The organism is Cytobacillus sp., assembly GCF_964223445.1.
In the GTDB taxonomy this organism is placed as follows: domain Bacteria; phylum Bacillota; class Bacilli; order Bacillales; family Cytobacillaceae; genus Cytobacillus.
On the sequence record NZ_CAXQGS010000133.1, the window covers coordinates 68,698 to 83,282 of the forward strand.

At 42.4% G+C, this 14,585-nt stretch carries 11 protein-coding genes and 1 pseudogene; 9 read left to right on the forward strand and 3 right to left on the reverse strand.

The genetic code is table 11. The features are described 5' to 3' along the window. Positions 1 to 14: 14 nt before the first annotated feature. Positions 15 to 404 carry a hypothetical protein gene (locus ACEQ1T_RS23575; protein ID WP_206835137.1) on the reverse strand — a complete coding sequence of 130 codons (390 nt, stop codon included), beginning with the start codon at positions 402 to 404 and terminating at the stop codon, positions 15 to 17. A 232-nt stretch (positions 405 to 636) separates the two neighbouring features. Here ACEQ1T_RS23575 and ACEQ1T_RS23580 point away from each other — a divergent pair, with 232 nt between their 5' ends. The 4 genes from ACEQ1T_RS23580 to lepB all read left to right on the forward strand — a co-directional run bounded on the left by ACEQ1T_RS23580 (position 637) and on the right by lepB (position 5,168). Beyond that, positions 637 to 2,622, forward strand: coding sequence for a S9 family peptidase (locus ACEQ1T_RS23580; protein ID WP_206835139.1), 1,986 nt, complete (start codon positions 637 to 639; stop codon positions 2,620 to 2,622). Between the two features lie 283 nt (positions 2,623 to 2,905). After that, a complete protein-coding gene (locus tag ACEQ1T_RS23585; RefSeq protein ID WP_370225008.1) occupies positions 2,906 to 3,835 on the forward strand; it encodes an LCP family protein in 930 nt (309 codons plus the stop codon). A 130-nt stretch (positions 3,836 to 3,965) separates the two neighbouring features. Beyond that, a complete protein-coding gene (locus tag ACEQ1T_RS23590) occupies positions 3,966 to 4,589 on the forward strand; it encodes a TVP38/TMEM64 family protein (protein ID WP_206835143.1) in 624 nt (207 codons plus the stop codon). 24 nt (positions 4,590 to 4,613) lie between these two features. After that, positions 4,614 to 5,168 carry a signal peptidase I gene (lepB, locus tag ACEQ1T_RS23595; protein WP_206835147.1) on the forward strand — a complete coding sequence of 185 codons (555 nt, stop codon included), beginning with the start codon at positions 4,614 to 4,616 and terminating at the stop codon, positions 5,166 to 5,168. Between the two features lie 89 nt (positions 5,169 to 5,257). On the opposite strand, the gene ACEQ1T_RS23600 is transcribed toward lepB, so the two are convergent. After that, positions 5,258 to 5,584, reverse strand: a complete 327-nt coding sequence (locus ACEQ1T_RS23600; protein ID WP_370225010.1) for a hypothetical protein — start codon at positions 5,582 to 5,584, stop codon at positions 5,258 to 5,260. Positions 5,585 to 5,834: 250 nt separating this feature from the next. Between ACEQ1T_RS23600 and fabG the strand changes: the two genes are divergently transcribed. The 3 genes from fabG to ACEQ1T_RS23615 all read left to right on the forward strand — a co-directional run bounded on the left by fabG (position 5,835) and on the right by ACEQ1T_RS23615 (position 8,426). After that, positions 5,835 to 6,575 carry a 3-oxoacyl-ACP reductase FabG gene (gene fabG, locus ACEQ1T_RS23605; protein ID WP_206835152.1) on the forward strand — a complete coding sequence of 247 codons (741 nt, stop codon included), beginning with the start codon at positions 5,835 to 5,837 and terminating at the stop codon, positions 6,573 to 6,575. Positions 6,576 to 6,627: 52 nt separating this feature from the next. Continuing rightward, entirely contained in the window at positions 6,628 to 7,806 is a 1,179-nt protein-coding gene (locus tag ACEQ1T_RS23610) for an acetyl-CoA C-acyltransferase (protein WP_370225012.1), read from the forward strand. 80 nt (positions 7,807 to 7,886) lie between these two features. Further along, positions 7,887 to 8,426: a GNAT family N-acetyltransferase gene (locus ACEQ1T_RS23615; RefSeq protein WP_370225014.1), complete on the forward strand. Its 540-nt coding sequence runs from the start codon at positions 7,887 to 7,889 to the stop codon at positions 8,424 to 8,426. Between the two features lie 33 nt (positions 8,427 to 8,459). Here ACEQ1T_RS23615 and ACEQ1T_RS23620 read toward each other — a convergent pair whose 3' ends face one another. Beyond that, the gene (locus ACEQ1T_RS23620; RefSeq protein ID WP_370225016.1) at positions 8,460 to 9,614 is read right to left on the reverse strand and encodes an MFS transporter; all 1,155 of its coding nucleotides are present in this window, start codon (positions 9,612 to 9,614) and stop codon (positions 8,460 to 8,462) included. 147 nt (positions 9,615 to 9,761) lie between these two features. Between ACEQ1T_RS23620 and addB the strand changes: the two genes are divergently transcribed. After that, a complete protein-coding gene (addB, locus tag ACEQ1T_RS23625) occupies positions 9,762 to 13,268 on the forward strand; it encodes a helicase-exonuclease AddAB subunit AddB (RefSeq protein WP_370225017.1) in 3,507 nt (1,168 codons plus the stop codon). Further along, positions 13,246 to 14,463, forward strand: a pseudogene (locus ACEQ1T_RS23630) (UvrD-helicase domain-containing protein); the annotation flags it as partial. The gene addB and the pseudogene ACEQ1T_RS23630, both read left to right, overlap by 23 nt. Positions 14,464 to 14,585: the final 122 nt, after the last annotated feature.

A 14,585-nucleotide genomic window follows, 5' to 3' on the forward strand; every position in this document is an offset into this window, starting at 1 on the left:
TCTTATTACAAATATTAATTTGCCTTCAGATTTTTTCCTGGACCATGCCTAGGTTTTTTAATAAGATAATAGGTCATCAGCTCCTGGACTTTATTTCGGATGCGGGGGTTAAAGTAATTATGGTGCTCCTCATATCCTTTGTAAAGGAACATGAACATAGTAAATGCCTCATCTCTCTTTATTTCCTGTACCTTTAGCTGGTGTTTATTCATATAGCGTTTTACCTCAGAGAGTTCACTTTGAATGACCTTCATTGTTTCTTCAACCAAATCAATATAAGGCTGTTTTAGTTTAAATGGGCTTTTATTAATGACGATGGAGTCCCGATTTAGAATGGTTAGCACCATTGGCAAATATATAGCCTGCTCCATGATATTACGGTCTTCCTCAGGAATTCTGGTCATATTTTTTCTGCTCCCTTAATCAATAGTATCCTGTTAGTGACACAGAACAAGTGTTCTTATTTAATTTTACAAAGGAATGTTTTTTCTTGCAAGAGCCTATATTTGTCGAAACGCTGTTATTCTTCATCATTTCCAATAATTAAAAAAAATTTCAGCCAGCAGCTTATTGAGAAGGGATTTTATTTCTGATGTCGAAATAAATAGAACAGCACAGTTAGGAAGGATGGAGTAAATGACGCAAAAAAGAACAATTAAACCGGAAGATCTTTATCGGTTAAAATCTGTAGCTGATCCGCAGCTATCCTTGAATGGAAATGACTTAGCTTTTGTTGAGACCGGAATGCTTGATGCGGAAAATACATATAGTTCAAATATTTTTTACTTAAATACCATTGAAAGTAATATCCCGGTTCAGTGGACTTACGGCAAGCACCGTAATCATTCACCCCGCTGGTCTCCAGACGGGGAGTCAATCGCATTTGTATCCGACAGGGACGGAAAATCACAAATTTATGTGATGAGCAAAGCAGGCGGAGAAGCCAGGCAGCTGACACACTGTGCAAATGGCGTTTCAAATCCTGTTTGGTCACCGGATGGGAAGAAAATTGGTTTCAATCTTTCAATAAAACCTGGTGAAGATGCAGAAACAAAGGAAAATCAGGAAAAAAAGGCAGACAAGCCCGTTCCGCTTGAAATTGAAAAAATGAAGCACAAATCAGACGCCCAGGGTTTTTGGAGCGGAAGGTACAGCCAGGTTGCATTAATAGATATTGAAACTGGGGGGATGGAGCAGCTGACATCCGGGGAACATGACTACCAGCTGCAGAACTGGTCACCTGATGGAAAATGGATTGCTGTTACAGCAGATTTAAGTGAAGACAAAGATTTCTCTTTTCTAAGCGATGTCTATATTATCCATCTTGAAACAAAAGACATGAAAAGGATTACAAATGGAAAAGGTTATTTTGGAAGCGCCACATGGTCGCCGGATGGAAAATACATAGGAATGTTCGGGCATGAAAGGGAATACGAAAATGCTACGCATACTAAGGTCTGGGTGTATAATCTCGAATTGGGCAATCTGCAGTGCCTGACTGCAGAATCAGATATATTGGCTGGTGATTATGCCATCGGAGATTTCCAGCAGGGTGCAGTTACACCGGGAATTCTTTGGGCAAAGGACAGCAGCAGCTTTTATTTCCTGGCAACTGATCATGGCAATACAGTTGTTTATTATGGCACTTTAGATGGGGAATTATATCCTGCGCTGCTGGATCAGCAGCATGTATATGGATTGACAACAGGAGGAAGCATCAATAAAGCTGTTGTGGCCATTAGCAAGCCTTCATATCCAGGAGATTTATTTTTGCTTGATGTCCCATCAGGGGAATTAAAGCAGCTGACAAAAGTGAATGAAGAGTTCCTGAACGAAGTTGAGCTGGCAGATGCGGAGCCAATTCAGTTTAAATCTTCGGATAATTGGGACCTGCATGGCTGGATCATGAAACCAGCCTATCTGAAAGAAGGAGAAAAAGCACCGCTTGTGCTCGAAATCCATGGCGGCCCTCATGCCATGTATGCCAATTCATATTTCCACGAATTCCAATGTCTTGCAGCAAAAGGCTATGCGGTCTTATTTATCAATCCACGGGGAAGCCATGGATATGGACAGCATTTTGTAGACGCTGTAAGAGGAGATTATGGGGGCAAGGATTATGAGGATATTATGGATGCAGTCGATTATGCTCTGGAAAACTTCGATTTTATCGATAAAGACCGGCTTGGCGTAACGGGTGGAAGCTATGGCGGGTTTATGACCAACTGGATTATTGGACACACCAGCCGCTTCAAGGCTGCAGTCACACAGCGATCCATCTCCAACTGGATCAGTTTCTATGGAGTAAGTGATATCGGCTACTATTTTACTGATTGGCAGATCAAGAGTGATTTGAATGATATAGAAAAGCTTTGGAAACATTCGCCGCTTGCTAATGTGAATGATATGAATACACCGCTGCTGATTCTGCACAGCGAAAAAGATTATCGCTGTCCAATTGAGCAGGCAGAGCAATTATTCATAGCCTTAAAGCATCGGAAGAAAACAGCAAAATTTGTGCGGTTCCCTGAAGCCAACCATGAGCTTTCCAGAAGCGGAAAACCGAATTTAAGAATCAGCCGCCTGAATTACATTGCCGGCTGGTTTGATGAATATCTATAAAAAAGTTGCCGCAGGCCTCCGGGTTTGCGGTTTTTTGATTAAAGCTGTAAAGTAACATCAAAATAACCCGATATATCAATGAAATCAGTTTTCATATAGCGTAAAGAAACTGTTTAAAATAAATTGCAAAGAATCCAATTCATCTGCAGAATATAAGGGTATACAGGATATACCAGCAGTGATATCGAAACTTTTTTATGGAAACTGCAGTCGAATATAGGTGAAGGTATTTCAATACCCTCGGCCGAAATATAATTTAACTGCAAAGAAATGACTTATTCTAATGAGATCAGATAGATATGAAAAGAAGAAAAAGAAAAAAAAATGGAAGTCCGTTCTCCTGGTTTTGTTTCTTATGATTGCAGGAACCCTTGGCTATTCGTATTTTCAGTTCAAGCAAGGTGTTTCCCAGACGGAGGGAGAGGCAAATATACAGACAGAAGAGTTTGAATTTAACGGTGAAAAAGATAAATATGGAGGAACGAATATCCTGATTCTTGGAAGTGACGCAAGGGGAAAAGAGAAATCACGGGCAGATACCATCATGGTTGCCCAATACCATCCTGAAAAGGGAACATATAAGCTTATTTCTTTTATGAGAGATATGTACGTGGATATACCGGGCCATGGACAAAACAGAATAAATTCAGCACTTGCTTATGGTGGTCCTGAGTTATTAAGGCAGACGCTTAAGGAAAACTTTGATATTGATATAAAATATTACTCTATTGTTGACTTTGAAGGCTTTGTTCATTTAATAGATGAAGCTTTTCCAAGAGGGGTAGAAATTGATGTGGAAAAAAGAATGTCTGCCAATATCGGTGTTACTCTGGAACCGGGTCTGCAGCGGCTTGATGGTGAGCATCTCCTCGGGTATGTCAGGTTCAGGCAGGATGCGGTAGGTGATTTTGGAAGGGTTGAGCGCCAGCAGAAAGTAATGAAAGAAGTAGCAAGCCAGTTTACAAGCCTTCAGACCATTACAAAGCTTCCAAAACTCATCGGGGTGGTAACTCCTTTTGTTAATACCAATATGAATACCGGCGATATTCTGTATATTGGGAAAGATTTCTTATCTAAGGATAACAGGGATGTAGAGACTCTTCGTGTTCCTGTTGATGGAACATTTGAAAATCAGAGAAATAATGGTGCTGCTGTTTTAGGCATAGATAAAGAGGCGAACAAAGCGGCAATCCATGAGTTTCTCTCGAAATAAAAAGTTAGAAACACAGTTTTTGGCGGATTAGGTGTACAATAAAAGGGGAAGTGGTAAAACTAGGAGAAGCTTCCCTTTAATGATAATCGAACGATAGGACTTTGCTGCATATTGGACAAGGAGATACTAAATGGATTTTGAACTGTTCAAAGATTGGTTTACATTAGATCATATAATGGATTTAATTCGGGAATATCGATCATTTGGGCCGCTTCCCGGTATTCTGCTTCCAATGCTAGAAGCATTTTTGCCTTTTCTGCCCCTGGTGTTATTTGTTATGGCAAATGCGAGTGCATTTGGTCTCTGGCTGGGTTTTTTATACTCCTGGCTCGGCGCGGTCGCAGGAGCGCTGCTCGTTTTCCTGCTGGTCAGGAAATATGGCCAGAAACGAATACTCCGTTTTTTGAAAAAGCATAAGCAGGTACAGAGGCTTATGAAATGGGTGGAAAAGCATGGGTTTGGGCCATTGTTCATCCTGCTCTGTTTTCCGTTTACTCCATCGGCAGTCGTAAATATTGTCGCAGGGCTTTCGAATATCAGCATTGCTCAATATATGCTTGCAGTCCTGAGTGGCAAAATAGTGATGATTTTTACAATAAGCTTTGTCGGATATGATATCAAATCATTAATAACACAGCCAATTCGGACAGCCATTGTGGCATTGGTCATTTTCATTCTTTGGTATGTCGGCAAAATCATTGAAATAAAGATGAATATGAGCGTAGAAAAAGACCGCGGGAATAAAAAGTATTGAATGCAGTACTGGGAGAGATGGAGTGTGAAAGAAGGCTTGAGAAAAGAAGGAGCGGAATGGCTGAAGGCTTTTGCAATTGGCATCATTATCTTTGCTTTTATACGGACTTTTTTCTTCTCCAATTATGTTGTGGAAGGTGAATCCATGATGCCCACCCTTCAGGATGGCAATAAGCTGATTGTCAATAAAATCGGCTATCAGGTCAGTGATTTAGAGCGCTTTGACGTAATTGTTTTTCATCATAATGATGAAGAGGATTTTGTAAAAAGAATAATAGGGATGCCAGGGGATGAAATTGAATACCGCGATGATGAATTATTTGTAAATGGCAAAAAAGTGAATGAACCTTACCTGGAGAAATACCGGAAAGAAACAGCAGGGGGTAAACTGACAGGTGACTTTACACTGCTGGAAATGACTGGCACCGAAACGGTTCCGGAGGGAAAACTATTTGTTATGGGAGATAATCGCCTTGGAAGCTGGGACAGCCGGCATTTTGGATTTATTTCAGCCGGCCAGGTTGTAGGGAAGGTAAACCTGCGCTATTGGCCGCTTGATGAAATGGATGCGTCATTCTAAAATTGCGAAAAAGGGACTCGATAATATCAATTATTCGAGTCCCTTTTACTGTCTGGCACAAGAGCTATTCTAATTGCAGGCAAGACATCTCAGATTACATGCAAATTAGGATTATTCCTATATTCAGGTTCACAGTTTACACATACGTCTTCATCATAGTCAGTCATATTGACATCTTCACGATTGTATTCAATTCCGCAAAGGGAGCAGGCAACCATTGTTTCTTCTTCTATTTCCTCTGGGGGAATTGGGATAGCGTCATTAATAGTAATGGGCTCTACGGTAATTCCGCGTGTATTGGCCATTTCGGCATTTAAATATTCCTTTGCGGATTCTTCAACTTCCCAAAATCCCAAATCCCATAACAGCTCCTGGGCGTCTCCGTTTTGAGCCATCAAGCCATAAACAACTTTCATGATAAATTCTCCTTTCAACTTGCTGTCTTTTGTTTTATATTTCTTAGCCTCTTTTTGCAGCGCATAAACCGATTCAAAAAATTACCATCAGTTCCCTTGGAAGACTGGGATCGTTTTTTAAACAATGAGAATATATTGCTGGGCACAGGAAATATTGCAGGCTTTGTCGAATAATAGCTTGTGTACACGTCAAAGGATCCGTTTCAGTATCCGATGTCGGAATATTTAAATATATCAGGAGGTGCAATTGATGAGGCTGAAGGATAAAGTAGCCATTATTACTGGTGCGGCTAATGGAATTGGTCTGGCTGCGGCCGAAAAGTTGGCAGGTGAAGGAGCGGTGGTAGCCATGGCTGATTATGATGCAGACACGGGAATTACCAGGGCTCAGGAGCTCAAGGGAAAAGGTCTTCAGGTTGAGTTTTTTCAGGTGAATGTCGCGGACAGGCAAAGCATAGACAATATGGCGGAAGCTGTAAAAAGGGCATTTGGAAAAATTGACATCCTGATCAATAATGCAGGAATAACAAGGGACGGGATGCTGGCAAAGCTATCTGCAGACGATTTTCAGGCCGTTATGGACGTGAATCTGGCAGGTGTCTTCCATTGTACACAAGCAGTGCTTCCATTCATGCTCGAACAGGGAAGCGGAAGAATTATCAATACGTCCTCTGTTTCGGGAGTCTATGGGAATGTCGGACAGACAAACTATGCGGCAGCCAAAGCGGGTGTAGTGGGAATGACCAGAACATGGGCAAAAGAACTCGGAAGAAAAGGAATCAACGTAAATGCCGTTGCCCCAGGATTTATTTCAACCAGTATGACAGCAAAAGTACCGGAAAAGGTAATAGGACAAATGCAGGGGATGGTTCCGCTGGGCAGACTTGGAAAACCGGAAGATATTGCGAATGCATACCTGTTTCTGGCTTCCGATGAATCGGATTATGTGAATGGCACAGTTCTTCATGTAGATGGCGGCATCATGATGTAATGACCTGACTTCGAGCGCCTGCTCGATAAGAAGATAAAATGAGGTGGAATAGATGAGAAATGTTGTAATAACATCAGCAGTCAGAACACCGGTTGGAACGTTTGGCGGAGCGTTTAAGGATCTTCTGCCGACAGATTTGATTGTGCCTGTATTAAAAGAAGCTGCCGGGAGAAGCGGCCTGCAGAGCAATGAGGTGGATGAAGTAATTTTGGGACACTGCATTCAGCGTACAGATGAACCGAATACAGCAAGAACAGCAGCTTTGCTTGCAGGCTTTGATGATACAACAACAGGGTTTACAGTCCAGAGGCAGTGTGCATCCGGTATGCAGGCAATTATGTCTGCAGCGCTGCAGATTCAGTCAGGGATGTCAGATATCGTGATTGCTGGAGGAGTGGAAGCCATGAGCTCCAGCCCTTATCTATTAAAACAGCATCGCTGGGGCGCCCGCATGCAGCATGGGCAGGTAACCGACACCGTGTGGGAAATTCTCGAAGATCCAATCCATAATATTATGATGGGGGAAACGGCAGAAAACCTGGCAGAAATTCATGCCATTACAAGAGAAGAGCAAGATGAAGCGGCCTTGCTTAGCCACAAGAGAGCCTTGCACGCGATTGAAAGCGGTTACTTTGATTCGCAGATCGTTCCAATTACTGTGAAAAGCAGGAAAGGGGAAGTAACCGTTAGAAAAGATGAGAACCCGCGTGCAGATTTAACAGCCGAAAAGCTGCGAAACTTGAAGCCTGTCTTTAGAAAGGGCGGCTCCGTTACAGCAGGAAATGCATCAAGCCTGAATGACGGCGGAGCAGCCCTTGTCCTGATGCCGGAAGAACTGGCTCTGGAAAAGGGACTAAAGCCTCTGGCAAGGATTGCTGGCTTCTCCGTGGCAGGAGTAGACCCAAAAGTAATGGGAATAGGGCCAGTGCCGGCAGTCAAAAAAGGTCTTGCTAATGTCAGCTGGTCACTTGAGGATGCAGACTTGATTGAGATCAATGAGGCTTTTGCAGCCCAATATTTGGCGGTGGAGAAAGAGTTAGGCTTAAACCGGGACAAAGTAAATGTAAATGGAAGCGGAATCAGCCTGGGACACCCTATTGGATGTACTGGTGCACGCCTTGTTGTGAGTCTTGTTCATGAATTAAAGAGAAGAGGCGGCCATAAAGGAATAGCTTCTCTATGTGTCGGAGGCGGGATGGGAGCCACAGTATTTGTCGAAACGTACGAATAAAGAGTTCCTTCGGGAGCTCTTTATTTATCCAATTAGCGAATCCCATCTTCTGCAGAATTAATTTTTCAGGGGGGAGAAAAGTGATAAGCTGTACGATATTGTCTGGAAAAAGGATCATTCTGGGATCGTTTATTGAGGAAGATATTAAAAAGATAATCCAGTGGCATGCATACGAAAAAATCATGCGAAACATGGATGCTCTGCCGGTAAAACCCAAACAGGAAATGGAAATTAAGAAATGGCTTGATGAGTGTCCGCAAGACACCTTCAGATTTTCGCTTAGGTTAAAAGAAGTAAATGAACTGTTAGGCTATGCGGAGCTAAACGGCATTTTATGGCCACACAGAACAGGCTGGATCACCATTGCCATTGCAGATGAAGTCGAATGGGGTAAAGGGTACGGAAAGGAAGCCATGCAATGCCTGATTCGCTATGCTTTTATGGAGCTTAATCTGTATAGGATTCAGCTTTCTGTATTTTCCTATAATACGAGAGCAAAAACTCTTTATGAAAATCTTGGATTCCAGAGAGAAGGCTGCTATAGAGAATTTCTTGAGAGAGATGGAAAACGGCATGATATGTATCTATACGGGCTCCTGAGAAAGGAGTGGAAAGAGTGAAAGAGCGCGGAATAATTCCGCGCTTTACAAGATTTATTCTGGCTGACTGACAAAAATAACTTCTTTTGACAAGTAATAGCTAAGAACGATATTCGTAAGGAAAAAGGCAAGAAGCAGAAACAGTACATAATGATATTCCAGAATCATAACCGCTGGGGGAGCAAGGCTTGCTCCGGTTAATAGAAAAAAAGAATAGAGAGAAAGCGCTTTTGCACGGTCAGCTCCTGCAATCATGCCAATCAGTGTGATAACAGTGGGAACAAGAAGGGATATGGAAGCCACAAACATAATGGAAATTGCCATTAAGGCAATAGTGCTGCTGAAGAAAAACATATTAATGATGCTGAAGATTCCTAAAAGTAAACCAAGCTTTAATGTCAAATGGGCACCAATCCGCTCAATTAATTTTCCCGTAAAGAGAGACAGCAGCGCCCCAATTAGTCCTACAGCTCTTAATGTGAACAGCTCCTCCATGGTTCCCTCGAAATTCCTTCCTATTGCATCGTAAAAAGCTACAAAGGTAAACAGCAAAGTAAAGGTAATAGCATAGCTTTGGAGCAGGCTTCCGTTCATTAATAGTTTTTTCATAATAGAAATAACGGAAACCCCTGATTTGGAAGGAGGAGAAGTGCCTGGAAGTATTTTATACGATACAAGGAAAAGAATTAAATAGCAAAACGCAAAGAAATAAAAAGCATAGTTCCATTTAAAATAAAAAGTAATTGTCGAACTGATCAGCTGTCCAAGGATGCCGGCGACAAGGAATCCTGTATTGATAAAAACAAGCAGCAGGGTGCGACTCCTTGGCTGAAAAAGATCAAAGGAATAGGCGAAGGCAACAGGAGCAAAGCTGCCAAGGGTCAACCCCTGAATCGACCTGGTTATATAGAGAGTCTCTACATTAGGAGAGATCCCGACGGCACAAGTGGACAAAGCAGAAGCAAACAAACCCGTAATAATAATTTTGCGCCTGCCAAATGTATCTGAAGCAGGGCCAAAGAACAGCAGGCCGGCTGCATAAAAAAATGCAAACAGGCTTCCCCCGCCAACAATATAATTTTCATTTACTTTAAATGAGTCAGCAATATCCCCGTAAATAGGGATTAGTGTATAAATGTTGCTGGCCACGAAAATTCCTGTAACTGTCAAAATGACTGAAGTTGCAATCAGGATCTGTTTTGAAATCATCCTTATCACCTGCCGATATACTTTATGCACGAAACCCCGTATAGGAAAGTTGTCATTTCCACAATTTTGAAGAACCCCATACAAAAAATTGAACAGCTTATATGATAAAATAATGATAGAGAGAGAGCTTTTTTAAGGAGGAAAAAAATGACCGTACGTTTATTGATAGGCCGGTCCGGAAGCGGCAAAACGGAATACTGCCTTAATGAAATCCGCGATGAACTGCGGCTTAATCCGGATGGAGATCCCATCATTTACTTAGTTCCGGAACAAATGACGTTCCTCTCAGAATATAAATTAATTACAACGCCCGGCCTTGGAGGAATGATTCGCAGCCAGGTATATTCTTTCACGCGACTTGCGTGGAGAATTCTTCAGGAAACAGGAGGCTTGAGCAGATATCATCTTAACAGTGTTGGCATCAGCATGCTTATCCGCAAGATCATCGAAGATAAAAAGGATGAGCTTAAGCTTTTTCAGAGGGCTGCAGATAAAAATGGTTTTATTCAGCAAATTGAACAAATGATGACTGAATTCAAACGGTATTGTGTAGCCCCTGATGAACTTGCTGAAAGGCAGCAGCAGCTCCCAGGAACAGGGAAATCGAATAAGGCACTTCAGGACAAGCTTCATGATCTTGAGTTAATCTATAAAAATTTTGAAGAATCCCTTGCCGGCAAATATACCGATTCGGAAGACTACTTCCGCCTTCTTGCTGAAAAAGCATCCCATTCAGAGTATCTAAAAAATGCCGAGGTTTATATAGATGGCTTTTACAGCTTTACACCACAGGAATATTCGATTGTTGAACAGCTGATGAAGCAGTGTAAAAACGTCACTATTACACTGACACTTGACCAGCCGCTTAAGCATAGTGCTCCTGAAGATCTTCATTTATTCAGAATGGCGGGAGAAAACTATCAGACAATCAAAGAAATGGCTTTCCGCAACAGTCTGGGTATTGAAGAAATGGTCCTTGCTGAGCAAAAAAGGTGGAGCAGCCCTTCGCTTAGACATCTTGAGGAATATTTTGACAGCAGGCCTGCTGAGGCATTTCCAGGGGAAGCAGACATCCACATCGGACAGGCTGTCAACAGGCGGGCTGAAATCGAGGGCGTTGCCAGAAAAATAAATAAGCTTGTTCGCACAGATGGCTATCGCTATCGTGATATTGCAATACTTGCAAGAAACGGACAGGATTATCATGACATGATTGAAACAGTGTTCCATGACTACGAAATCCCATATTTTATTGACCAAAAAAGAACTATGATGAATCATCCACTCGTGGAGTTAATTAGGTCAACTCTTGAAATCATCAATGGGAATTGGCGCTATGAACCGATCTTCAGAGCAGTAAAAACGGAGCTTATTTTCCCGTCCAAGTTAAACGCCGGCAAGCTTCGTGAGCAAATGGACAGACTTGAGAACTATGTTCTTGCCTATGGCATCCAAGGGGACAAATGGACGAAGAAGAAAAGATGGATATACAGGAGAATCAGGGGGCTGGAGTTTGAAGCGGTTGCCCAGACAGATGCCGAGAAGAAAATAGAAGATGAGTTAAGTGATTTGCGCGAAATGATTACAGGCCCAATATTAAGATTGCACAGGCGCTTGAAAAAGGCTGCTGATGGCCGCGGATATTGTGAAGCTTTATTTTTATATCTGGAAGAATTGGATGTGCCTGTGAAGATTGAAAAGTGGAAATCGGCTGAAGAGGAAAAAGGGAACCTTGTTAAATCAAGGGAGCATGGACAAGCATGGAATGCCATTATGGAGCTTCTCGATCAGTATGTAGAAATGCTTGGTGAAGAAGAGGTGACTCTAAAGCGCTTTGCTTCCGTTCTGGATGCCGGTCTGGAGTCGCTGCGTTTCACGCTTGTTCCGCCTGCCATCGATCAGGTCATGGCTGCCGATTTGGAAAGATCAAGGCTAACTGATATTAAAGCTGCCTTTGTCATTGGTCTCAATGAAGGAGTAATTCCTGCCAAGTTCTCAGAGGAGGGTGTGCTGGCGGATGATGACAGAGAAATTCTGAACACCAGCGGAATGAAACTGGCGCCTGGAAGCCGAACACGACTTCTTGATGAAGAATTTATTGCTTATAAAGCGTTTGTCACTCCATCAGAAAAACTTTTTATCAGTTATCCGCTGGCGAATGAAGAAGGTAAAGCACTTATGCCTTCTCCATATATTAAGAGATTGGGAGATTTATTCCCTGATTGCAGGCAGCTTTCCTTCATGTCGGATCCGGCAGAGCTGCCGGAAACAGAACAGCTGGAATATGCGGATAATCTTAATACAGCACTTTCGTATTTGACTTCTCAGCTTCAGTTGAAAAAACGCAGCTATCCAATCTATGACCTGTGGTGGGATGTTTATAACTGCTATCTTAACAATGAGCAGTGGAGAAGGCCGGCATTAAAGGTTCTTTCCAGCCTGAATTATGAAAACCGGACAATTCAGCTTGGCGAAGACATCAGTAAAGAATTGTATGGCGATCATATTCAGGCGAGTGTTTCCAGGATGGAATTATTCCATAGCTGTCCATTTTCCCATTTTGCACAGCATGGACTAAAGCTGCGGGAAAGACAGGTATACCGTTTGGAAGCGCCGGATATCGGGGATTTATTCCATGCCGCTTTAAAATTTATCGCAGAGACAGTTATGTCCCAGAAACTTTCATGGACAGATATGACAAGGGAACAGTGTGAGATCCTTGCAAAAGAAGCAGTTGAAATGCTTGCTCCTAAACTGCAAAATGAAATTCTTTTAAGCTCGAACAGGCATCACTATATTAAGAGAAAGCTTGAGCAAATCATCAGCAGGGCTTCCTATGTTATCAGTGAGCATGCCAAATCAAGCGGATTCTCGCCCGTGGGGCTGGAATTGGGGTTTGGTCCAAAAGGAGAACTTCCTTCGCTTGTTTTTCCTCTTAAAAATGGGACTAAAATGGAGCTTGTCGGAAGAATTGACAGAGTGGACAAGGCTCAGGATACAAACGGGACATTTTTACGGGTAATTGACTATAAATCCAGCTCCAAGGATTTGAATGTCAGTGAGGTATATTATGGGATTGCTCTGCAGATGCTCACGTATCTGGACATCATTATTGCCCATTCCAATTCTTTGATCGGGACTGAAGCCGATCCGGCAGGAGTCCTTTATTTCCATGTTCATAATCCAATCGTCAGCACTTCAAAAATGCTGACCATAGAGGATATCGAGCAGGAACTCTATAAGAAATTTAAAATGAATGGCCTGCTGCTGGGAGATGAAAATGTCATCAGGTTAATGGACCAGACAATTGAGACAGGCGATTCATCCATTATCTCAGCCGGATTTAAAAAAGACGGCACACTTTCAAAGCGATCTAAAGTGGCTAGCAAGCAGGAGTTTGATTATTTGCGGCGCTACGTAAGAAAGATGTATAGGAATACTGGCAATATGATTACAGAGGGCGATGTTAAAATTGCCCCATATAAAATGAAGGAAAAAACACCATGTACATTTTGTGCCTATAAATCTGTATGCCAATTTGACGAATCGCTCGAAACCAATGATTACAGGTTATTTGTGTCTAAGCCAAAGGAAGACATGATTGAAATCATCAAGAAGGAGGTGGAGGGCGATGAAAATGGCCATACCGCCTAAGCCGGAGGATGCAACCTGGACTGATGACCAGTGGAAAGCAATTATGGCCAAGGGCCAGGATATCCTGGTGGCTGCTGCAGCCGGTTCAGGGAAAACGGCTGTTTTGGTTGAAAGGATTATCAATAAGATTATCGCTGATGAAGATCCTATTAATGTCGATGAACTCCTTGTTGTGACCTTCACAAATGCCTCAGCAGCCGAAATGAGGCACAGAATCGGCGAAGCGCTTGAAAAAGCTATTAATGCCGATCCGAAGTCTGCTCACATTAGAAAGCAGGTAAGCTTATTAAACAGGGCATCCATCTCGACTTTGCATTCATTTTGCTTAGAGATGATTCGTAAATATTACTACATGACCGATATTGATCCCGGATTTCGAATCGCTGATGAAACAGAAGCACAGCTCTTAAGAGATGAAGTACTCGAGGAGCTTTTTGAAGAGGAATACGGTAAAGAGGGAAACGAAGCATTCTTTGCACTTGTTGATACTTTTACAAATGACAGAAGTGACACTGCCCTTCAGGATATAATAAGGGACTTATACGATTTTGCCCGCTCCAACCCTTCACCTGATCAATATCTTGATTCAATTGTTGAGATGTATAACGTGGAGGGTGTTGACAGTCTTGAAAAGCTTCCATTTGTCCGTTCCCTTTTGGAGGATATAAATCTTCAGCTGAAAGGGGCCAAGCAGCTGCTGGAATATGGGCTGGAGCTGACCAAACTTCCTGGAGGACCGGCTCCGAGAGCAGAAAACTTTATCGCAGATCTGCACGTTGTCAATACTCTAATCGAAGCGAAAAATGATTCATGGCCGATGCTATATGAAGCGATGCAATCATGGTCTTTTGGCAGAGCCAAAACCTGTAAGGGCAATGATTATGATGAAGGGCTGGTTGAAAAGGCAAAGAAACTTAGGGACCAGGCCAAGAAAATCATAACCGGCCTGCAGGAAGAACTGTTTTTCCGCAAACAGGAAAGCTTCATGCGTGATATGGCGGAAATGAAGCCCCATATAGAATCGCTTGTTTCGTTAGTTAAAGAATTCTCAATTCGCTTTGACCAGGTTAAAACTGAAAAAGGGCTGGTTGACTTTGCCGATCTTGAGCATTATTGCCTTGAAATTCTCTCATCATCAGATGAAGAGGGAAGGCTTTTGCCATCAGAAGCAGCTCTTGCCTGCAGAAATCAGTTCAATGGAAACATTCTTTCCTCTTCGTATTCTATTGTAACATGCACTAACCACAACCCTAATAATAGACAAGCATATTCGCAACATCTAATAAGTTGCAAGCAATTATGAAAGCATGCGAAAAA